The sequence below is a fragment of the Streptomyces sp. MMG1121 genome (assembly GCF_001280015.1).
GTDB lineage: Bacteria > Actinomycetota > Actinomycetes > Streptomycetales > Streptomycetaceae > Streptomyces.
In genome coordinates this window covers 146,606-166,257 of record NZ_LGDV01000201.1, presented here as the reverse complement: position 1 = coordinate 166,257, position 19,652 = coordinate 146,606, and the positions used below count along the sequence as shown (strand labels likewise).

Here is a 19,652-nt window from a genome sequence, read left to right as displayed (position 1 = left end):
CGCCCGACTCCCGTCACCAGCCAGCACCTTCAGGAGAGCCCCCTCATGTTCGACTCCGTCCGCGACGATCTGCGCGCCACCCTCGACGAGATCCGCGTCGCCGGCCTGCACAAGCCCGAGCGGGTCATCGGCACCCCGCAGTCCGCGACCGTCGGCGTCACCGCCGGCGGCCGCCCCGGCGAGGTCCTCAACTTCTGCGCCAACAACTACCTCGGCCTCGCCGACCACCCCGAGGTGATCGCCGCCGCCCACGAGGCCCTCGACCGCTGGGGCTACGGCATGGCCTCCGTCCGCTTCATCTGCGGCACCCAGGAGGTGCACAAGGAGCTGGAGGCGCGCCTGTCGTCCTTCCTCGGCCAGGAGGACACGATCCTGTACTCCTCCTGCTTCGACGCCAACGGCGGCGTCTTCGAGACCCTGCTCGGCGAGGAGGACGCGGTGATCTCCGACGCCCTCAACCACGCCTCCATCATCGACGGCATCCGCCTGTCCAAGGCCCGCCGCTTCCGCTACGCCAACCGCGACCTCGCCGACCTGGAGACGAAGCTCAAGGAGGCGACCGAGGGCGGCGCCCGCCGCAAGCTGGTCGTCACGGACGGCGTGTTCTCCATGGACGGTTACGTCGCCCCGCTGCGCGAGATCTGCGACCTCGCCGACCGCTACGACGCGATGGTCATGGTCGACGACTCGCACGCCGTCGGCTTCGTCGGCCCGACCGGCCGCGGCACCCCCGAGCTGCACGGCGTCATGGACCGCGTCGACATCATCACCGGCACCCTCGGCAAGGCGCTCGGCGGCGCCTCCGGCGGCTATGTGGCCGCCCGCGCCGAGATCGTCGCCCTGCTGCGCCAGCGCTCCCGGCCGTACCTGTTCTCCAACACGCTCGCACCGGTGATCGCCGCCGCCTCGCTGAAGGTCCTCGACCTGCTGGAGTCGGCGGGGGACCTGCGGGAGAGGCTCGCGGCGAACACCGCGCTGTTCCGCGGCCGGATGACCGAGGAGGGCTTCGACATCCTCCCCGGCGACCACGCCATCGCCCCCGTCATGATCGGCGACGCGTCCGAGGCCGGCCGCATGGCCGAGCTGCTGCTGGAGCGCGGCGTCTACGTGATCGGCTTCTCCTACCCGGTCGTCCCGCAGGGCCAGGCCCGCATCCGCGTCCAGCTGTCCGCCGCGCATTCCACGGCGGACGTCAACCGCGCGGTGGACGCGTTCGTCGCCGCCCGCGCGGAACTGGCGGCCTGACCGGGGCGGACGCCCTGGGATAATGGAGCCCATGATCGAAGCGCGGCGGCTCCACATCCTCCGTGCGGTGGCCGACCACCGCACGGTCACCGCGGCGGCCGCCGCGCTCTATCTCACCCCCTCCGCGGTCTCCCAGCAGCTGACGGCGCTGGAGCAGGAGACCGGCCACCGGCTGGTCGAGCGCGGTGCGAAGGGGGTACGGCTCACCCAGGCCGGCGAGATCCTGCTCGGCCACACCAACGCGGTCCTGGCCCAGCTGGAGCGGGCCGAGGCGGAACTCGCGGCCTACGACTCGGGCGAGGCGGGCACGGTCACCGTGGCCGCCTTCGCCACCGGCATCACCCAGGTCGTGGCACCGGCCGTGGCCCGGCTCGCGGACACCGCGCCCGGCATCCGGACCCGGGTCCAGGACGTGGAGGGCGACGCGAGCCTGCCCATGGTGCTGGACCGGCAGGTCGACGTGGCGGTCGCCGTGGAGTACCGGGGTGCCCCGCCTGCCGACGACCCCCGGCTCACCCATGTCCCGCTCTACGCCGAGCCGTTCGACGCGGTCGTCCCGCCCGGGCACCGCCTCGCGGACAGCGCCGAGGTGCCCCTCGCCGACCTGGCCAAGGATCCCTGGATCGGTCCGTACCCCGGCAACCCCTGCCACGACGTGGTCGTCCTCGCCTGCGAGAGCGCCGGCTTCCAGCCCCGCCTGGAGCACTCCTCCGACGACTTCCGCGCCGTCGTCGCCCTGGCCTCGGCCGGCGCGGGCGTGGCCCTCGTACCGCGCTCCGCACTGAACGGCATGGACCTGACCGGCGTGGTCGTCCGCCCCGTCGACGGCGTGGCCCCGACCCGGCGCGTCTTCGCCGCGGTACGGCGCGGAGCCGAGGGACACCCGCTGATCCGCCCGGTCCTGGAGGCGCTGGGGCGGGCGGCGCAGGAGGCGGCGTGAGGCTGCCCTGACGCACGCGGGCCGGCGCGTTCGCCGGACGGGTGAGTGTCAGTGGCAGGGGCTACGGTGCGTTGCATGCCGGACGCAGAAGACGTACGCCGTATCGCCCTGTCCCTGCCGGACACCACGGAGAAGATCGCCTGGAGCATGCCCACCTTCCGGGTCGCCGGGAAGATGTTCGCGACCCTGCCCGAGGAGGAGACCTCCATCGCCGTGCGCTGTCCCAAGGACGAGCGCGACGAACTGGTGCTGGCCGAGCCGGAGAAGTTCTGGATCGCCTCCCACGAGGCGCAGTTCGCCTGGGTGAGAGCGAGACTCGGCGCGCTGGAGGACGAGGACGAGCTGCGCGACATCCTCGCCGACTCCTGGCGCCAGGCCGCCCCGCCCCGACTGCTGGACGCCTACCCCGAGTTGGGCCGTCTGCCCGGGGAGTGAAATTCCCCGGTGGGTGCGGGCCGGGCGTGGCATGATCCCGCGCGGCGCGGGCGGCGTGGTGGTCCGGCCGGGCCGGCAGGGGAGGGAGCATCCGCCATGACGGGAACGGACGCACAGCACGACAGCACCACCCGGGGCGCACGGCTGAGCGAGGCCGGGGCCCCGGCCGTCTGGTCACGGGACTTCGCCCTGTTCTTCGCGGCGCGGGCCGTCGCCCGGCTCGGCGACACCATGCTGCCGGTGGCCCTCGCCGCCGGCCTGCTGGAGCACGGGTACGGCGCGGGCGCGGTCGGCCTCGCCATGGCCTCTACGGCGGCGGCGTTCGCCGGACTCGTCGTCTTCGGCGGCGTCATCGCCGACCGGTTCAGCACCCGTCGGCTGATGATCGGCGCCGACCTGGTCCGGCTCGTCACCCAGTCCCTCGCCGCGAGCCTGTTCTTCACCGGGCAGGTGGTGCTGTGGCAGGTCTGCGCCATCGGCGTCGTCAACGGCGTGGCGGGAGCGGTCTTCCAGCCGGGCGTGGCCAGTACGGTGCCCCGGCTGGCCGCCGACATCCAGGGCGCGAACGGCGCGATACGCGTCGCCGAGTCCGCCGCCCAGCTCGCCGGCCCGGCCGTCGCCGGCCTCCTGGTCGGCTTCGCCTCACCCGGCGGTGTGTTCGCCGCGCACGCCGGCACCTACGCGGCGAGCGCCCTGTGCCTGCTGCTGCTCCGGCTGCCCCCGCTGCCCGAGGGCGCCCGCGTGCGGGCCGGCCGCGGGATACGCGCCTTCCGGGCCGATCTGGTCCAGGGCTGGCGGGAGTTCGGATCCCGGCCCTGGCTGTGGGGCGTGATCGCCGTGTGGTGCCTGTACATGATCGCCGTGTACGGACCCACGGTCCCGCTGGTGGCCACCGAGGTCGTCCAGCACCACGGTCCGCGCGCCTACGGCCTGGTCAACTCGGCCCTCGGCGCGGGCACCGTCGTCGGCGGTGTGCTCGCCCTCCGGCTCCGCCCGCACCGCATGCTCCGTGCGGGCGCGGTCGCCCTGTTCGCCTTCTTCGGCTTCCCGGCGGCCGTCGGCGCGGGCCTCGGCGTACCGGCGATGGCGGCCGGGGCGGCCGTCGCCGGTGCCGGGATGTCCTTCTGGGGCGTGATGTGGGCGACCAGCGTGCAGACCCAGGTTCCGGCCGACGTCCTCAACCGCATCCACGCCTACGACGTCGCGGGCTCCCTCGCCATGATGCCGGTCGGCCAGGCCCTCGCGGGCCCGGCGGCGGTTACCCTCGGCGCCGGCCACGTCCTGCTGGTATCGGCCGCGACGAGCGTCGCGGTGGCCACGGCCCTGCTCGCGATCCCGGCGATACGCGACCTGGTCCGGGCGGACGCGTACACACCGCCGCACTGACCATTCGCGAGGAACCCGCACCAGCCGTGTCGCTCCCCGCGCGCAGCCGCACGCAGTCCCCGTTCCGGGGCGGCGCCGGCCCCGCGATCACACCCCTGCGGCCGACCGCCCCGCCCCCACGAACCCGCCGATCCGCTCCCGCAAGCCGCTCGCGTCCAGCCCGTGCGCGGCCACGTGCTCCTCGATCGTTCCGTAGCGGCGCAGCTCCCGGCGGCCCACGCCCAGGGCCAGCACCCGGTGCGGTACGCCGGACAGGGCCTCGCTCACCGCGCTGGTCGAGGTGCCCGCGAGACAGGGCTCGACCAGGACGACGTCGGTGCCCGTCGCCTCCGTGGCCCGGCGCAGGCCCGCCGCGTCGAAGGGCCGTACGGTCGTCGCGTACAGCACGGTCACGTCCAGGCCCTCCGTCGCGGCGAGGACCGCGTCCAGCATCGGGCCGACGGCGACGACCACGCCGGAGCGGCCCTCGCGGACCGTGACGAAGTGCCGTCCGTCGAGCACCCGGCCCCGCTGGTTGGACTGCACGGAGAGCCGTACGTACACCTTGTCGTCGCCCGCGGCGACCGCGTGGTGCAGCAGGGCCTCGGCCTCGTCCGGATGGCCGGGCACATGGACGGTCCAGCCGTCGAGGGTGTCGAGGAGCGCCACGTCGCCGGGAGACATATGTGTGTAGCCGCCCGCCGGCCAGTCGTACGAGGCCGCCGCGCTGACCAGCACCGCTCCCGCGTCCTGATGCCCGAGATCCAGCTTGACCTGCTCGAACGGCCGCTCCACGAGGAAGCTGGCGAAGGTGTGCACGACCGGCCGCAGTCCGGTCAGCGCCATCCCCGCCGCCGCCCCGACCAGCAGCTGCTCCCGGATGCCGACGTTGACGACCCGGTCCGGATGCCGGGCCATGGCCTCACGGAAGCCGTCCTTGCCGATCTCGGCGAGGACGACCGCGACCCGCGGATCCTCGTCGAGCATGCGGGAGACGGCGGGGGCGATACGGTCACGCATGGTTTCCATGAAGGGGAGCCCTTTCCAGAGAGCGGTTCCAGACAGCGCGGGAGAGTCAGGCGTTCTTCGGCTCGACCCGGGCCACGACCACGTGCGGTCGCCCCGGATGGGGCGCCGTGAACGCGGCGTACAGCGCCTCGTGATCGCGCCCGTCGACGGTCACCGCGGACCAGCCCGCCGCCTCGAACCGGGCGGCGATCCCGCCGGGCAGCGCATGGCTGGCGGAGGAGTTGTCGACCACGATGGTGTGCAGCCGCTCCAGACCGGCGGGCCCGGCGAAGGCGATCGCCTCGTGGTTGCTGCCCTCGTCCAGCTCGGCATCCCCGATCAGGACCCAGACCGCCGGGTCGTGCAGCCCCTGCGCCCGCAGGCCCAGCGCGCTGCCCACGGCGATGGGCAGCCCGTGCCCGAGCGACCCGCTGGCGATCTCGGCCCCCGGCACCAGCACCCGGTCCGGGTGATGCCCGAGCGGGGAGTCGTACGACCCGAACCCGGGCAGCCAGCCGGCCGGTACGAATCCCTTCGCGGCCAGTACCGCGTAGTACGCCATCGGCCCGTGACCCTTGCTCAGCAGGAACCGGTCCCGGGCCGGATCGTCCCGCCGCTCCGGAGTCACCCGGAGCACCCGGTCGTAGAGCACCCACAGCACGTCGAGCGTGGAGGTGGCCGCCGGCCCGTGCTTCTCGTCGCCGGTCATCAGGCTCATCAGCTCGGGCAGGTCGTCGTAGCCGTACGTGCGGCTCTCGTCCGCTGTGATCGTCATGTCGACGATCGTGCAACCTCGACCAAGGTTGAGGTCAACAGGGAAACCGGGGCGCGACCACTGATCCGAGTGCGGTATGGTTTCCCTGCGCGTTTCGACCGGGGAAATCCCAGGTCAGACGGCACCGGGACGTGGCGCAGCTTGGTAGCGCACTTGACTGGGGGTCAAGGGGTCGCAGGTTCAAATCCTGTCGTCCCGACGGTGCGAAGGGTCTTCGCAGGCGAGAGCCTGTGGAGGCCCTTCTTCGCGTTGATCGTCCGTCAGCGGCGCCGACCACGCCGCCACCGAGGGGGGCGACGGGCGGCTCAGCGTCCAGCCATCACTGCTGCCCCAGATGCAGTGTGATGCTGCCGGAGAAGTCCCGGCCCTGAAACACCGTGCCGTTCTGTGTCCCGCTCACGGTGTTGTGCACGTCGCCGCCCGTGTCGGCACGCGCCCGCGTCCACCACTCCTCCAGCAGCGCCCGGAACTCGCCGTCGAGGGCCGCCCGTACGCCGAGCGCGGTGGCCAGGGCCTGGGCGTGGGCGGCGTTGTCCGGCTGGCCTGCCAGCGCGGCCAGTTCTACCTCGCCCGAGCTCACCCCGGAGACCTCGCCGGAGTCCTCGCCCGCCGCCCGGCGGAAGGGGCGGCGCACCAGCGCGGCCAGTCCCTGCCAGGCGTTGCGCCCGGCCTCGCCGCCGAGGCTCCCGGCCAGCGAGGTGAGCGCCGCCGCGGTGATCGGGTCCATCGAGGTACTCCCTGGTCGGTGTGTGGAGCCACACCTTACGGCGCCGAGTGCCGTACTCGCGACACACCGGTGAGACAAGTTGGCACGTTCCGACCATGCCTGGCGCACCGTCAGCAGGGGGCGTGGACCGTAGGGTTGGCGCATGGCCGAGGAGACGCGCAACACGATGGACGGGCACGCGGAGGCGGTGGTCCAGGCCGGACGCATCGGAGAACTGCACCAGCACTGGCACGGTGCGGCGCCCGAGGTCCGGCCGGCCCCCTTCCAACTTCCGCCCGCGCTCACGACGTTCGAGAACCGCCTGCGGGAACAGGAGCGCATCGCCGGAGCCGTCGAGGGCCACACCGGCCACGCCGGGCCGCTGGTCGTCGCGTTGACCGGAGTGGGCGGGGTCGGCAAGACCGCGCTGGGCTTCCACCTGGCACGTCGGTACAGCGACCGCTACCCGGACGGTGTGCTGTACGTAGATCTGGACGATCTGCGCCGGGACGGCGCCGTGGAGGTGGCGGACGCGCTCGCCGAGCTGCTGACCGGTCTGGACGTCGCCGCCGAATGGTGGGGGCGGTCGTTCGCCGGCCGGTCGAAACAGTACTGGAACCGCACCCGGGACAAACGGCTCGTCGTGGTCGTCGACAACGCGCGGTCCGGCAGCGAGGTCCTGCCCCTGCTGCCGTCCTCGCCCCACAGCCTGGTGATCGTCACCAGCCATGGCGTGCTGTACGACCTCGACGTCACCTCGGCCGTCGAAGTGGCCGTCGACCCGCTGTCGGTGGACGACGCCGTGCGGCTGCTCGGGAAGATCGTCGACGATCCGCGGTTGCGGGCCGAGCCGGAGACGGCGGCCGAACTCGCCCGAGGCTGCGGCGGGCTCCCCGCGGCCCTCCAGGTGGCCGGCCACTGGGTCCGCCGCTACCGCAGGCGCGGACTGTCCCGGCTGGTCGCCGACCTGACCGCGGAGCTGCACGAGAAGGGCATTCCCATGGTCGAGGCGGTGTGGGACGCGGCGTACGCCGGGCTCGGACCGCAGGCCGCGCGCCTGTACCGCCTGCTGCCCCAGCATCCGGCTCCCTTCCTCACGGCGCCGGCCGCCTCCGTACTGCTCGGGGACGGGCCGCAGGAGGCGGACGACGCGCTGGAGGAACTGGAGTCGGCGGGACTGCTGGAAGTGCGCCCCGAGGGGTACCGGACGCACGCCCTGCTCCGCGGCCACGCCGAGCGCCGGGCGCGGCAGGCCGACCCGGAGGGGACCGAGCGTGCCGCCGCACGGCGCCGGCTGCTCGGCTGGTACCGACGGCAGGCCGCCCGCGCGGACCTGCTGGCCGCCGGAGCCCGGATGACCTTCGCCGAGCTGCCCGGCGGTGCCGCGCCGGCGGCCGACGACATCGCGTTCGCCGGCAAGACGGAAGCGCTCAAGTGGCTCCGGTCCGAGCGGCTGGCGCTCTACGGCTGTGTCCGGCTGGCCCACGACACAGGCCTCCACGCGGACGCCTGGGCGCTGTGCGAGCCCCTGTGGACGCACTTCCTCGACCACCCCCACTACGCGGACATCACCGACGTCTTCACCATCGGTGTCGCGGCGGCCGACCGCTCGGAACACCTGCCGGCGATGATCCGGATGCGCTGCCAGCTGGCCCGGCCGCTCTGGGAACAGCAGCGGTACGACGAGGCCGCCGAGCAGGTGCGGCAGGCGCTGCACGCCGCCGAGGCCCTGGGCGACTCCGTCGCGGAACGGAAGCTGAAGGCGTCGACGGTGGAGTTCCGGGGGCTGCTGAAGTCGGCGCGGGGCGACGCGTCGGACGCGGCGGGCGACGCCGAGGCGGCGCGGGGCGCATGGTCGGGCGCGGCGGCCGACTTCGAGGCGGCGCGCGCGGCCCACGCCGAGATCCCCAACCCCTACGGCGTGCTGCTCCAGACCTACCTGCTGGGCGGTGCCGTGCTGCGCCTGGGCGACGCCGAGCGCGCGGTCCTGCTGCTGACCGAGGCGCATCGCATGGCTGTGGAGCAGGAGCGGGAACGCATGACCGCGCGCACGGGCTTCGCCCTGGGCCGGGCCCTGCGCCGGACCGGCCGGGCGGCGCGGGCGGAGGAACTCGTCCGCGCCGCCCTGGACAGTGCCCGCGAGCGCGGCTCCGGCACCGACGAGGCGCGGATCCTGGCGGAGCTGGCCGCGCTCGCCGAGGAGCGGGGCGACGCCGCTGGGGCCGAGCGGCACCGTACGGCGGCGCGGCAGCTGGAGCTGGAAGCCGGTGCCCTGTCCGGCGGCCCTCACAACTCGTAGTCGAGGTCGCCCGGATCCACGTCCTCCACGCGCACCCGGACCGTCGACGGGCCGATGTCGCACACCAGCGACACCGGCGCCTTCGACGGCCCGGCCGCGCCCAGCCAGGCATGGACCGCCGAGACGACGGCGGCCGGATCGGGGCGCACGACCTTCCCGTCGGCCCGGACCGGTGCGACGTGGACCGTGAACGTCCCGGCGGTGCGGTGCCGGACGAGGCAGCGCTCCGGGGTGAGGATCGCGGCGGCGGTACGGCAGCCGGGGGCCTCGTCGAGCATCCGGGCGGTCCAGCCTCCGGCGGTCCAGGCGCTGCTGGGCGGTGCGGCGGCCCCGCCCGAGGCCCGGCGCCACAGCACGGCGGCGCTCTGCGTGTGCCGTGGCCCGGCCTCGGGGTGCTGGGCCGCCAGATGGTGTACGGCCTCGGCGGTGCCGGGGGCGAGGCGCTCGACGCGGACGTGGTGCCCGGACACAGCGGCCCGTACGGCGAAGGCGGCCGGCCGGCGAGGCGTGCTCGTGGGCCGGGTGAGCGGGGCCGCGGCGACCGGGACGGCACGGGGCGCGAGGCCGAGCAGCCGGTACAACTCGTCGCGCAGCCTGCCGAGCGACTCGCCCTGCCGGGCGAACGCGGCGCGGGCGAGGCCGACGGTGTCCACCGCCGCGGCGGCCGCGAGGGCCTCGTCCAGTTCGGCGGGCGAGGACAGTGCGGGCACGCGGGCCAGGAGCCGGGCCATCGGGCTGTCCGGGATCAGTTCCGCTCCTCCGTCGTAGGCACCGATGACGGGGCGCCCCTGAGCGGCGGCGTAGAGGGCACTGGACCCGTGGTCGGTGATGACGGCGTCCGCCGCGACCAGCACCGCGGCCCATTCCTCGTACGGGCCGGCCAGGACCAGACCGCCGGACAGGGCGGGTGCCAGCTGCCGGGACAGGTCGAAGGACCCGAGCCGGCTGAACTCGTTCGGATGCAGGACCAAGGCGAACTGGTAGGAGTCGTAGGGGAGTTGGCCGACGAGTTCGGCGGGCAGGCCCGGGCGGCGGGTGAGGAGGGACTCCGGTCCCCAGGTGGAGGCCAGGACGACCAGCCGGCGCCCGCCGGTGCCGAGGGCCTGCCGGTACCGGCCCCGGTGGCCGGCGGAGGCGAGGAGCCGGTCCAGCGTGGGGTCGCCCACCACGGCCGCCCGGGCGGCGGCCGCGGGGCAGTGGCCGGTGAGGGCGGCGAGCTGGGTGTCGTGGGCCAGGGCGTACAGATCGGCCCAGGGCTCGCCGTCCGCGAGCAGATGGTGGGGGTCGAGGCCGGAGGGCAGATGCGGTGAACCCTCGCCGGGGATCGTCTTGTTGAAGCCCGCTCCGTGCGGGAGCAGTGCCCGGGGGCCGGACAGGACACGCAAGGGGCCCTTGGGGCTGGCGCCGAGGATCAGGTCGTGCCGGCCGACGCGGGCCTCGTCCCAGGAGACCGTACGGGCCCCGGACCGCTCCAGGGCCGCCAGCGCGTCCACGTCGAAGTCGGAGCCGGGCACCAGGGTGAAGCGGATGCCGATCCGCTCATCGCCCTCGAAGACGGGCAGTACGTCGAGCAGCCGGTGCAGCGCCCCGGCGGACCGCACGGCCACGAGCACCACGCGCTGCTCGCTGCTCGCTGCTCGCTGCTCGCTGCTCGCTGCTCGCAAATCGTGCATTGTATCAAGAGTGCCGTCTCTGCTGTCGGTTCCGCCCTTCCGGAAGGATCCTACCGGGGGCCGGAATCGGCCCCCGCGGCCCGATGCGCCGCAGTCAGACCGTCGGCTCGGTGTCCCGTCGCGACACCGCCATGAACACCACGAACCCGACGATCGCCACCGTCCAGGACAGCGTCACCGGCCCCAGCCCCCACGCCAGGCCGCCCCGCTTGGCCGGAACGGCCATCCAGTCGGCGAGGGACGCGCCGAGCGGGCGGGTGATGACGTACGCCGTCCAGAACGCGGTCACCGCGCCCAGCAGGCGCATCCGGTGGGTGAGGGCCGGGACGCAGATCGCCACGGCGAACAGCACGGCCGAGCCCAGGTAGCCGAGGCCGATGGTCGCGGTGAGGTCGCCCGCGGCGGTGCCCAGCGCGAACGTGGCGAGGACGGCCGCCCAGTAGAAGCACTCGCGGCGGCGGGTGCGGATCGAGTGGATGGACAGGGTGCGCTCGCTCGCGTACCAGAGGGCGAAGACGGCCGCCAGGGCGACGAGGAAGAGCGGGGTGGACAGGGTGTACGGGACACCGAGGCCCACGTGCAGCACGTCCGCGGCCATCGTGCCGAACACGCTGACCATCACGATCGCCGTCCAGTAGATCCACGCCACGTACCGGCGGACGGCGAACTGGAGCACGAGCGCCGCGGCGAAGGCGAGACCGCCGAGACCGACCGCCGGGATCGGGCCGAACAGGTGGGCCAGGAAGTCGGAGGCGGTCTCGCCCATGCCGGTGGTGAGGACCTTGATGATCCAGAAGTAGACGGTCACCTCCGGCACCTTGTTCGCGCTCTCGCGTATGCGCGCGCGTGCGTGATCGCGGGGCCGCTGGTCGAGGACGTGCTCTGTGCTCATGGCTCGCACCCTCGCATGCGCGACCGCCGTTTCCCCATCCCCCTTTGCCATTGTTTTGGGGCCTCTGGTGCAGTTGTTGCCACGGGGTGCGGCGAGCCTGAACACAACCTGAACGCGTCGATGACTTCCCTGGTCAGCGGCCGGACGGGCCTGATAGACAGGCCGGTTCGGCGGTCGCCGGTGTCAGTACGTCACACCCACGTGCGCGAGTGCCTGCTTCAGCAGGGCCCCGTGCCCGCCCGGCATCTCGCTCTGCACGGCCGGGGAGGCGGCCTCCTGCGGGCTGAACCAGACGAGGTCCAGCGCGTCCTGCCGGGGGCGGCAGTCGCCGGTGACCGGTACGACGTAGGCGAGGGAGACCGCGTGCTGACGCGGGTCGTGGTAGGGCGTGATGCCCGCCGTCGGGAAGTACTCCGCGACCGTGAAGGGCTGGAGCGAGGCGGGGATACGGGGGAGCGCGACCGGGCCGAGGTCCTTCTCCAGATGGCGCAGCAGGGCGTCGCGGACCCGCTCGTGGTGCAGGACGCGGCCGGAGACCAGGGTCCGGCTGACCGTCCCGTCCGGGCCGATGCGCAGCAGCAGTCCGATGCTGGTGACTTCGCCGCTGTCGTCCACGCGTACGGGCACGGCCTCGACGTACAGGATCGGCATGTGGGCCCTGGCCAGTTCCAGTTCGTCCGAGGTGAGCCAGCCGGGCGCGGTTTCGGTCATGTCTGACATTGCTTGATCATACTTTCCGGGTGGGGCGCCCGCTGGGGTCGCGGGCCGGTTCGGATACGGGTGGTCCGGGGAGTCCGTAGAGGCGGCGGGCGTTGTCGCGGCCCGTCCAGGCGGCGATGCGCAGGGCGTCGGGCAGGCTCAACTCGTCCGATTCGACGCGGTCTTGGAGTAGTTCGGCGAGGCCCTGCCGGAAGCACAGGGCGCCCAGGTGGTGGAATTCGGCCACGCCGTAGGCGTCGGAGCTGTACAGCAGTTTCCGGAACGGGGTGATCTCCAGGGCCTCCTCCAGCACCGCCCGGCAGCGGGCCGGGCCGGTGTGGTGCAGGGCCAGGCCGACATCCAGGTACACCTGCTCGAACACCGCTGCCAGATAGGCGGCTTGACGATGGTAGGGCCAGCAGTGCAGCAACAGGACGGGGACCGTGCCGGAGGTCAGGCGCAGCCAGTCGGTCAGCAGGGCCGGGTCGGCGCGGTGCAGCCGCAGGTCGGCGTCCCCGAAGCCGGTGTGCAGCTGGAGCGGCAGGCCGAGGTCCGCGGCGGTCCACAGCAGATGCCGTACGAGGACCGGGTCGGTCAGGCGGCCCCCGGCCGCGAGCCAGTGCCGGGCCGCCCGTGTCACCTCGGCGTCGGACGGGCGGGCCGGGTCCAGGGCGAAGCCCGTGCGGTAGGCGGCGACGGACTTCACCGCCACCACGCCCGGCCGGCGTACGGCCTCCTCGGCGGCCCCGCGGAACGCCTGCGCGTACGCGTCCGGCTCGACGCCCCGCGCGGCCACCTCCTCGGCCACCTGCTCCAGGCGTACCACCTCGCGGGCCAGGGCACCGGAGGCCGCCGCCAGCTCGGCGGGGGAGGTGAGGGGGTGCGCGGTGTAGCCGGTGTCCACGAGGAACGCCCCGGCTCCGGCGGCGGTCAGGAAGCGGCGGTTGACCTCCTGCCAGCCCAGCTCGGTGCGGCGGGCCGTGTAGGCGTCCGGCGGCGCGTGCCGGGGGAGGTCCAGCAGGGGCGCGCAGTGCCGGCGTACGGCCACGCCGACGGGCGTGTCGAAGGGCGAGACACCGGGCCAGGCCGCGCCCTCGGTCAGGAGCGGGGCGAACTCGGCGGGCGCGAGGTCGGCCGTCACGGCGCCGTGGCAGTGGTGGTCCACCAGCGGCAGCGCGGCGAGGGCCTCCTGGACCGGTCCCGGTGCGGCGGCCATGGTCAGTACACCCAGCGGTAGGCGGCCGCCACCTGTGTGTCGTCCAGGTTCTCGACGGCCGCTGCCTCGCCCAGCCGTACGGCGCTCACCGCGTCCGCGAGGACCGGGCCCAGTGCGGCCCGCAGCACCTCGTCCGAGCGGAACGCCTCGACGGCCTCGGGCAGTGAGCGTGGCAGCCGCCGTACGCCGAGGGCCGCCGCCCGTTCGCTGTCGTACCGGGCCGGGTCTCCGGTGATCTCCCGCGGGAGGGGGCGGGCCGATACGAGACCGTCGAGGCCCGCGGCGATGACGCCGCCGAGCGCGAGATAGGGGTTGGCGGCCAGGTCGACCGGTTTGACCTCCAGGTTGGCGTCCTGTTCCCGGCGGCCCGCCGTACCGGTGATCACCCGCAGCGCCGCCTCCCGGGTCTCCCGGCCCCAGGCCGTGAACGCCCCCGCCCACTGCGAGGGTCTGAGCCGCAGACAGCTGGCCGGGCTCGGGGCGGTGAGCGCCGTCAGCGCGGGCAGCCGGGCGAGCACCCCGGCCGTGAACGACTCCGCTTCGGGCGTCATGCCGTACCGGCCCTCGCCGCCGGCGTGCAGGTTCACCCCGGCGCGCCAGCAGGACAGATGCAGATGGCCGCCGTTGCCGACGCCGTCGGCGGACACCGCGGGCGAGAACGAGACGCGCAGACCGTGCCGCTGCGCGACCGCCCGGATCGTCTGCCGCACCAGCACGCTGCGGTCGGCCGCGCCCACCGGGTCCAGCGCGCCCACCGAGATCTCGAACTGCCCGGGAGCGTACTCGGGATGGAGCTGGTCGACGGGCACGTCCTGCGCGGCGAACGCGGCCAGCAGGTCGGCGGTGTAGTCGCTCAGCCCGACCTGCCGGATCGCGCCGTACGCCGGACCGGAGACCGCCGGGACGAACTCCCCGACGGGCGCCGAGTCGAGCCCGACCGACCACTCGACCTCGATCGCCGCCTTGACGACCAGACCGTGCCGCTCGGCCGCGTCGGCCACGGTCCGGCGCAGAAAGGTTCGGGCACAGCCGGGGTGCCGGTCGCCGTCCTGGGTGACCCGGTCCACCGGCGCCCACGCCCAGCCGGGCTGCCCGGCCAGTTCCACCAGCTGATCGAGGTCCGGGTAGAGCCTCAGGTCGCCGTCCGGGGAGCCGAGCACGTCGGTGGTGACGATCGAGTCGTTCGCGAGGAAGGTGTCGAACACCGGGGACATGCCGACGCCCCACGACACGGCCGATGCCAGCCGCGCGGTCGGGACGGTCTTCACCCGGCAGACACCCGCGGTGTCCACGTACGCGAGCACGATCCCGCGCACGCCCCGCGCGGCCAGTTCGGAGGTGAGCGCGGCGACCCGGCGCAGATCCTCGGGGCGCCCGCCGGGCACGGGGTCGGCAAGGGTGGTCATACGTCCTCCTCGGCGCGGTCCGCGCGGTGCTGGCCTCGGTCCGGTCAGGGTTTCACGGCCACCGCGCCGAACTGCGGTACCGGCGCCGCGGACGCCGGATCGGCGCGCCACTGCGAGCAGGGCACGAGGCCCGGCTCGACCGGTTCCAGACCGTCGAGGAACGCGGCGATCTCGGCGCGGCTGCGGGCGGTGATCGGCGGGGTGGCGTTGGCGTTCCAGAACGCCATCGCCGCGGCGTTGCCCTCGCCGCCCACGTCACCGTCGTGGGTCGGGTGGGTCAGGACCAGGTGGCTGCCCGGGGGCAGGGCCCCCACGAGCCGCCGCACGATGTCCCGGGCCTCGCCGGTGTCCAGGACGAAGTTCAGGATGCCCAGCATCATCAGTGCGACCGGCCGGGTCAGGTCCAGGGTCTCGGCGGCGCGCTGCACGATCGCGTCCGGGTCGCGCACATCGGCGTCGACGTAGTCCGTGACGCCCTGCGGCGAGCTGGTGAGCAGCGAGCGGGCGTGCACGAGCACGATCGGGTCGTTGTCGACGTACACGATCCGGGACTCGGGCGCGATGCGCTGGGCGATCTCGTGGGTGTTGTCCACGGTCGGCAGACCCGTGCCGATGTCCAGGAACTGCCGGATCCCGCGCTCGGCGGCCAGGAACCGCACCGCGCGCGTCAGGAAGTCCCGGTCCGCGCGGGCCACCTCGCGGATCACCGGGAACATCCCGGCGACGTGCTCACCGACCCGCTGGTCGACCTCGTAGTTGTCCTTGCCGCCGATCCAGTAGTTCCACACCCGGGCGTTGTGCGCCACGGTGGTGTTCAGCCTCGCCGGCCCGGCCGTCGGGGAGCCCTCGGTCACGTCGCCGCCCTTCTCGCACGCGGTGTCCCGCCGTCATTGTGCCGCCCGTTGATCGCTCTGTCCCGGGAAACGCGCACCTCGGGCGGTTCGGGGCGGCTCCGGGAGGGTGCGGCGGATGAGGAACACTGGACCGGTACGCCGCCCCCGGACGGAAGCAGCACATGCCCGCCACGCCCACGCCCCTGCTCGACACCCCGGACCTGCCCACGGGCCCCGCGGACATCCGGCTGATCGTCACCGACATGGACGGCACGCTGCTGGACGACGCCAAGCGGATACCCGGGGGCCTGTGGCCGATGCTCGCCGAACTGCGCCGCCGCGGTGTGCTGTTCAGCCCGGCCAGCGGCCGCCAGTACGCCACGCTGGCCCGGCAGTTCGCCGAGGTCGCCGAGGGCATGGTGTTCATCGCGGAGAACGGCACGTACGTGGTCCGCGACGGCGTGGAGCTGAGCTCCGACACCCTCGACGCGTCCGTGGCCGCCGGCCTCGCGCGGACGGTACGACGGCTGGTCACGGACGGCGCGGACGTCGGGGCCGTGGTGTGCGGCAAGCGGTCGGCGTACGTCGAGCGGACCGACGAGGCGTTCCTGGCGGAGGTGCGCAAGTACTACGTCGAGCACCGGATCGTCGAGGACGTCACCGCCGTCGACGACGACGTGATCAAGGTCGCGCTGTTCGACTTCGGCTCCGCCGAGCACTCCACCGCCCCGGCGCTCGCGGAGTTCGCGGACACCCACCAGGTCGTCGTCTCCGGCGAGCACTGGGTCGACGTCATGAACCGCACCGCCAACAAGGGCACCGCCCTGCGGGGCCTCCAGCGCGCGCTCGGCGTCACGCCCGCCCAGACCATGGTCTTCGGCGACTACCTCAACGACCTGGAGATGCTCGACGCGGCCGAGTGGTCCTTCGCCATGGCGGGCGCCCACCCGGAGGTCGTGCGCCGGGCCCGCCACCTGGCGCCGTCCAACAACGACAACGGCGTCCTGCGCACCATCGCGCACGTGCTCGGCCTGTAACGGCCTGCCGACCCGGCGCGCGGCGCACGCACGCGTACCGTCGGTCAGGGCCTGCGGCCGACCCCGCCGTACAGCGAGACCGGCCCCCGGCCGTCCGGCGTGCCCTCGCTGCGCCAGTCGGCGACCGACACGATGCCCGGCTCCAGCAGGTCGAGTCCCTCGAAGAAGGCGGCCACCTCGTCGCGGGAGCGGGCCACCAGGGTCACCCCGCCCGCCGTGTAGGCGGCGATGCCCTTCTCGACGTTCTCCGGTTCGAAGTCGGCCGTCATCGTCGACAGCACCAGGCCGCTGCCCGGCGCCAGCGCGTCGACCAGGGTCGCGACCACCTCGTGGGCGCCGTCCTCGTCGGCGACGAAGTGCAGCAGCGCGATCAGGGACAGGGCCACCGGGCGGCCGAAGTCCAGCACGCGGGCGGCCTGTTCGAGAATGGTGCGCGGATCGCGGGCGTCGGCCTGGACGTACTCCGTGACGCCCTCCGGGGTGCCCCGCAGCAGCGCGCTCGCGTGCGCCAGGACGATCGGGTCGTTGTCGACGTACACCACCCGGGCGTCCGGGGTCACCGACTGCGCGATCCGGTGCAGATGGGGCTCGGTCGGTATGCCGGTGCCGATGTCCAGGAACTGGTGGACGCCGTCCTCGGCCAGGGTACGCGTGGCCCGCTCCATGAACGCCCGGTTGGCGCGCGCGGCCCGGACGGCGCCCTCGTCGATCGCCATGATCCGTCGGCCCAGCTCCTCGTCGACGGGGTAGTTGTCCTTGCCGCCAAGGAACCAGTCGTACACCCGGGCCGGATGCGGCCGGGTGGTGTCGATGGGCGCTGCGGTGCGATCGGTCCCCGTCACGTGCTGGTCCTCCGTCCGGCCGGCGGCCCGGCCGTCACGCCGGACGTGCGGGCAGCAGTCTGACACGATCACGCCGCAGCTCCAACGCGCTTGCCGAAAAGGCTGGTTGGCCGTTGCCGGTCAGCCGGGCAGTGTCCGGTCCAGGAAGCGGAGCAGCTCGGCGAAGGCCTCCTCCTTGTCCGTCTCGTGGAACACCTCGTGCCGCGCCCCGGGGAAGATCCGCTCGGTCGGCCGGCCGCCGCTCAGCCGCTCCACCCCGGTCCGGCTGCCGGACAGCGGCACCAGCCGGTCGTCGTCGCCGTGCAGCCACAGCAGCGGCAGCGGGCCGACGTCACCGCTCCTGGCGACGGTCTCCAGCATCCGGGTGAACGCCTCGAGCGTCGGCCGTTTCATCGGTCCGTGCCACACCAGCGGATCGGCGGCGTAGGCGGCGCCCACGGCCGGGTCCCGGGAGAGGGCGGCCGGGCTGACCGGGGTGTCCGGGATCTCGGGCAGGGCCAGCAGCCGACCCGGCAGCTCCCAGGTGCCGATCACCGGCCCGGACAGGACGAGCGCGCTCAGCTCGGTGCCGTGGCGCTGGGCGTAGCGGGCCGCGATCAGACCGCCCATGGAGTGGCCGACCAGGACGAGCGGCAGGCCGGGGTGCGCGGCCCGGGCGAGGTCCGCCACGGCGTGCACGTCGGTGACCACGTCCTCGAAGTCCTCGATCACCACGCGTTCCCCGGCCGACCTGCCGTGGCCGACGTGATCCGGCCCGTACACGGCGGCCCCGTGCCCGGTCAGTACCGCCGCGAGTCCGTCGTACCGGCCCGCGTGCTCGCCGTACCCGTGCACCACCAGGGCCAGGTAGCGGGGCGCCGGGTGCGGCCACTCGCGTACGGCGACGGAGCCGTGCGTGCCGTCGATGGTGTGGGCGCGGACGTGGGGCATGTCTCCTCCGGAGGACTCGGTGAAGGTCCGGGAGGATCTTCCCAGCGGGCCGGTCGGCGGTCTATAGTCCAAAACTAGCAGTGCTAATTAAGTGTCCAGTATCCCGAGCGGTCCGCTGATCGACAGTGTCGTGGGTCAGTCGTAGGTCAGGAGTCGAAGCCGTGCGTCCCGTCCACTTCGCGGCCGCCCGCCGCACCCCCATCGGCAAACTGCGCGGCGCCCTGTCCGGCGTCCGGCCCGACGACCTGGCCGCCACGGTGATCCGTCACCTGGTGGCCGGCGTGCCCGCGCTCGACCCGGCCCGGATCGACGACGTCTACTGGGGCGCGGCCAACCAGGCCGGCGAGGACAACCGCAACGTCGCCCGCATGGCCGCCCTGCTCGCCGGCCTGCCCGAGTCCGTGCCCGGCGCCACCGTCAACCGGCTGTGCGCCTCCGGGCTGGAAGCGGTCACCACCGCGGCCCGCACCATCGCCGCCGGCGAGGCCGACATCGTGGTCGCGGGCGGCTCGGAATCGATGAGCCGCGCTCCCTTCGTGCTGCCCCGCCCCGACGAGGCCCTGCTGCAGCGCATCGAGACCCACGACACCCGCCTCGGCTGGCGCCTGGTGAACCCGGCGATGAAGGACCTGCACGGCCTGCTGTCCATGGGCGAGACCGCCGAGGAGGTCGCCGAGCGCCACGGCATCTCCCGTGCGCGACAGGACGAGTTCGCGCTGCGCAGTCACCGACTCGCCGCCGAGGCCCGCAAGAACGGCCACTTCGACGCCGAACTCCTGCCCGTGGAGCGCCCGGACGGCGTCACGGTCACGCAGGACGAGTGCGTCCGCGAGGACACCTCGCTGGAGAAGCTCGCCCGCCTCAAGCCGGTCTTCCGCGCCGGCGGGACGGTCACCGCGGGCAACGCCTCGCCGATGAACGACGGCGCGGCCGGGCTGCTCCTGGTCAGCGAGGAGGCCCTGAACGAACTGGGCCTGGAGTCCCTCGGCCGCTATGTCGCGGGCGCCTCCGCCGGGGTCCACCCCGACGTCATGGGCATCGGCCCGGTCCCCGCCACCCGCAAGGCGCTGGCCCGGGCCGGCTGGGACGTGGCCGACCTCCAGGAGGCCGAGTTCAACGAGGCGTTCGCCGCGCAGGCACTCGCCTGCGTCGACCAGCTGGGCATCGACCCCGGCCTGGTCAACCCGACCGGCGGCGCCATCGCCCTCGGCCATCCGCTCGGCTGCTCCGGCGCCCGCATCCTGACCACCCTGCTGCACCGGATGCGGCGCACGGGAGCGGGGCGCGGGCTCGCGACGATGTGCGTGGGAGTGGGGCAGGGCAGCGCCGTACTGGTGGAGCGCAACTGACG

18 protein-coding genes and 1 tRNA gene are annotated in these 19,652 nt (G+C 73.8%); 8 read left to right on the top strand and 11 right to left on the bottom strand.

What is annotated here, in order from left to right:
- Positions 1 to 45 precede the first annotated feature (45 nt).
- The 4 genes from ADK64_RS25830 (at position 46) to ADK64_RS25815 (ending at position 4,006) form a co-directional block, all read left to right on the top strand.
- Complete coding sequence (locus ADK64_RS25830) at positions 46 to 1,245, top strand: glycine C-acetyltransferase (protein WP_053662418.1); 1,200 nt, start codon at positions 46 to 48, stop codon at positions 1,243 to 1,245.
- A 31-nt stretch (positions 1,246 to 1,276) separates the two neighbouring features.
- On the top strand, positions 1,277 to 2,185 hold the full coding sequence (locus ADK64_RS25825) for a LysR family transcriptional regulator (RefSeq protein ID WP_053662416.1): 909 nt from the start codon (positions 1,277 to 1,279) through the stop codon (positions 2,183 to 2,185).
- 75 nt (positions 2,186 to 2,260) lie between these two features.
- Positions 2,261 to 2,620, top strand: coding sequence for an MmcQ/YjbR family DNA-binding protein (locus ADK64_RS25820; RefSeq protein ID WP_053662414.1), 360 nt, complete (start codon positions 2,261 to 2,263; stop codon positions 2,618 to 2,620).
- Between the two features lie 96 nt (positions 2,621 to 2,716).
- The gene (locus ADK64_RS25815; RefSeq protein ID WP_053662412.1) at positions 2,717 to 4,006 is read left to right on the top strand and encodes an MFS transporter; all 1,290 of its coding nucleotides are present in this window, start codon (positions 2,717 to 2,719) and stop codon (positions 4,004 to 4,006) included.
- 87 nt (positions 4,007 to 4,093) lie between these two features.
- Here the strand turns inward: ADK64_RS25815 and ADK64_RS25810 are convergent, their stop codons facing one another.
- Together ADK64_RS25810 and ADK64_RS25805 are read right to left on the bottom strand one after the other, a co-directional pair.
- A complete protein-coding gene (locus ADK64_RS25810) occupies positions 4,094 to 5,014 on the bottom strand; it encodes a transketolase family protein (protein ID WP_053662410.1) in 921 nt (306 codons plus the stop codon).
- Positions 5,015 to 5,060: 46 nt separating this feature from the next.
- Positions 5,061 to 5,768: a transketolase gene (locus ADK64_RS25805; protein ID WP_053662408.1), complete on the bottom strand. Its 708-nt coding sequence runs from the start codon at positions 5,766 to 5,768 to the stop codon at positions 5,061 to 5,063.
- A gap of 125 nt (positions 5,769 to 5,893) precedes the next feature.
- Here ADK64_RS25805 and ADK64_RS25800 point away from each other — a divergent pair.
- Positions 5,894 to 5,967 (top strand) — tRNA-Pro (locus ADK64_RS25800).
- A 120-nt stretch (positions 5,968 to 6,087) separates the two neighbouring features.
- Here the strand turns inward: ADK64_RS25800 and ADK64_RS25795 are convergent.
- On the bottom strand, positions 6,088 to 6,495 hold the full coding sequence (locus ADK64_RS25795) for a hypothetical protein (protein ID WP_053662406.1): 408 nt from the start codon (positions 6,493 to 6,495) through the stop codon (positions 6,088 to 6,090).
- Positions 6,496 to 6,637: 142 nt separating this feature from the next.
- On the opposite strand from ADK64_RS25795, the gene ADK64_RS25790 reads away from it, so the two are divergent.
- Positions 6,638 to 8,773 carry an NB-ARC domain-containing protein gene (locus ADK64_RS25790; RefSeq protein WP_078992830.1) on the top strand — a complete coding sequence of 712 codons (2,136 nt, stop codon included), beginning with the start codon at positions 6,638 to 6,640 and terminating at the stop codon, positions 8,771 to 8,773.
- Here ADK64_RS25790 and ADK64_RS25785 read toward each other — a convergent pair.
- From ADK64_RS25785 to ADK64_RS25760, 6 genes are all read right to left on the bottom strand, one after another.
- Positions 8,761 to 10,374 (bottom strand): translation initiation factor 2, encoded by a 1,614-nt coding sequence (locus tag ADK64_RS25785; RefSeq protein ID WP_420713041.1) that lies wholly within the window; start codon positions 10,372 to 10,374, stop codon positions 8,761 to 8,763. The genes ADK64_RS25790 and ADK64_RS25785 overlap by 13 nt on opposite strands.
- Before the next feature lie 166 nt (positions 10,375 to 10,540).
- On the bottom strand, positions 10,541 to 11,338 hold the full coding sequence (locus ADK64_RS25780) for a hypothetical protein (RefSeq protein WP_053662402.1): 798 nt from the start codon (positions 11,336 to 11,338) through the stop codon (positions 10,541 to 10,543).
- Positions 11,339 to 11,521: 183 nt separating this feature from the next.
- The gene (locus tag ADK64_RS25775) at positions 11,522 to 12,049 is read right to left on the bottom strand and encodes an NUDIX hydrolase family protein (protein ID WP_053662400.1); all 528 of its coding nucleotides are present in this window, start codon (positions 12,047 to 12,049) and stop codon (positions 11,522 to 11,524) included.
- A gap of 16 nt (positions 12,050 to 12,065) precedes the next feature.
- Positions 12,066 to 13,253 carry an amidohydrolase family protein gene (locus ADK64_RS25770; protein WP_053662398.1) on the bottom strand — a complete coding sequence of 396 codons (1,188 nt, stop codon included), beginning with the start codon at positions 13,251 to 13,253 and terminating at the stop codon, positions 12,066 to 12,068.
- A gap of 2 nt (positions 13,254 to 13,255) precedes the next feature.
- Positions 13,256 to 14,659 (bottom strand): glutamine synthetase family protein, encoded by a 1,404-nt coding sequence (locus tag ADK64_RS25765; RefSeq protein WP_053662396.1) that lies wholly within the window; start codon positions 14,657 to 14,659, stop codon positions 13,256 to 13,258.
- A 44-nt stretch (positions 14,660 to 14,703) separates the two neighbouring features.
- Positions 14,704 to 15,513 carry an SAM-dependent methyltransferase gene (locus ADK64_RS25760; RefSeq protein ID WP_053662394.1) on the bottom strand — a complete coding sequence of 270 codons (810 nt, stop codon included), beginning with the start codon at positions 15,511 to 15,513 and terminating at the stop codon, positions 14,704 to 14,706.
- 161 nt (positions 15,514 to 15,674) lie between these two features.
- Between ADK64_RS25760 and ADK64_RS25755 the strand changes: the two genes are divergently transcribed.
- Positions 15,675 to 16,529 carry a Cof-type HAD-IIB family hydrolase gene (locus ADK64_RS25755; protein ID WP_053662392.1) on the top strand — a complete coding sequence of 285 codons (855 nt, stop codon included), beginning with the start codon at positions 15,675 to 15,677 and terminating at the stop codon, positions 16,527 to 16,529.
- 44 nt (positions 16,530 to 16,573) lie between these two features.
- On the opposite strand, the gene ADK64_RS25750 is transcribed toward ADK64_RS25755, so the two are convergent.
- Together ADK64_RS25750 and ADK64_RS25745 are read right to left on the bottom strand one after the other, a co-directional pair.
- The gene (locus ADK64_RS25750) at positions 16,574 to 17,371 is read right to left on the bottom strand and encodes an SAM-dependent methyltransferase (protein WP_053662798.1); all 798 of its coding nucleotides are present in this window, start codon (positions 17,369 to 17,371) and stop codon (positions 16,574 to 16,576) included.
- Between the two features lie 120 nt (positions 17,372 to 17,491).
- Positions 17,492 to 18,301 carry an alpha/beta hydrolase gene (locus tag ADK64_RS25745; RefSeq protein WP_053662390.1) on the bottom strand — a complete coding sequence of 270 codons (810 nt, stop codon included), beginning with the start codon at positions 18,299 to 18,301 and terminating at the stop codon, positions 17,492 to 17,494.
- 161 nt (positions 18,302 to 18,462) lie between these two features.
- Between ADK64_RS25745 and ADK64_RS25740 the strand changes: the two genes are divergently transcribed.
- The gene (locus ADK64_RS25740) at positions 18,463 to 19,650 is read left to right on the top strand and encodes a thiolase family protein (protein WP_053662388.1); all 1,188 of its coding nucleotides are present in this window, start codon (positions 18,463 to 18,465) and stop codon (positions 19,648 to 19,650) included.
- Positions 19,651 to 19,652: the final 2 nt, after the last annotated feature.

Bases quoted from the DNA above. Each gene is read 5' to 3' on its own strand.
- ADK64_RS25765 (WP_053662396.1), bottom strand. From the start codon at position 14,659: ATGACCACCCTTGCCGACCCCGTGCCCGGCGGGCGCCCCGAGGATCTG.
- ADK64_RS25775 (WP_053662400.1), bottom strand. From the start codon at position 12,049: ATGACCGAAACCGCGCCCGGCTGGCTCACCTCGGACGAACTGGAACTG.
- ADK64_RS25830 (WP_053662418.1), top strand. From the start codon at position 46: ATGTTCGACTCCGTCCGCGACGATCTGCGCGCCACCCTCGACGAGATC.
- ADK64_RS25790 (WP_078992830.1), top strand. From the start codon at position 6,638: ATGGCCGAGGAGACGCGCAACACGATGGACGGGCACGCGGAGGCGGTG.
- ADK64_RS25815 (WP_053662412.1), top strand. From the start codon at position 2,717: ATGACGGGAACGGACGCACAGCACGACAGCACCACCCGGGGCGCACGG.
- ADK64_RS25770 (WP_053662398.1), bottom strand. From the start codon at position 13,253: ATGGCCGCCGCACCGGGACCGGTCCAGGAGGCCCTCGCCGCGCTGCCG.
- ADK64_RS25745 (WP_053662390.1), bottom strand. From the start codon at position 18,301: ATGCCCCACGTCCGCGCCCACACCATCGACGGCACGCACGGCTCCGTC.
- ADK64_RS25805 (WP_053662408.1), bottom strand. From the start codon at position 5,768: ATGACGATCACAGCGGACGAGAGCCGCACGTACGGCTACGACGACCTG.
- ADK64_RS25820 (WP_053662414.1), top strand. From the start codon at position 2,261: ATGCCGGACGCAGAAGACGTACGCCGTATCGCCCTGTCCCTGCCGGAC.
- ADK64_RS25780 (WP_053662402.1), bottom strand. From the start codon at position 11,338: ATGAGCACAGAGCACGTCCTCGACCAGCGGCCCCGCGATCACGCACGC.
- ADK64_RS25755 (WP_053662392.1), top strand. From the start codon at position 15,675: ATGCCCGCCACGCCCACGCCCCTGCTCGACACCCCGGACCTGCCCACG.
- ADK64_RS25795 (WP_053662406.1), bottom strand. From the start codon at position 6,495: ATGGACCCGATCACCGCGGCGGCGCTCACCTCGCTGGCCGGGAGCCTC.
- ADK64_RS25825 (WP_053662416.1), top strand. From the start codon at position 1,277: ATGATCGAAGCGCGGCGGCTCCACATCCTCCGTGCGGTGGCCGACCAC.
- ADK64_RS25810 (WP_053662410.1), bottom strand. From the start codon at position 5,014: ATGGAAACCATGCGTGACCGTATCGCCCCCGCCGTCTCCCGCATGCTC.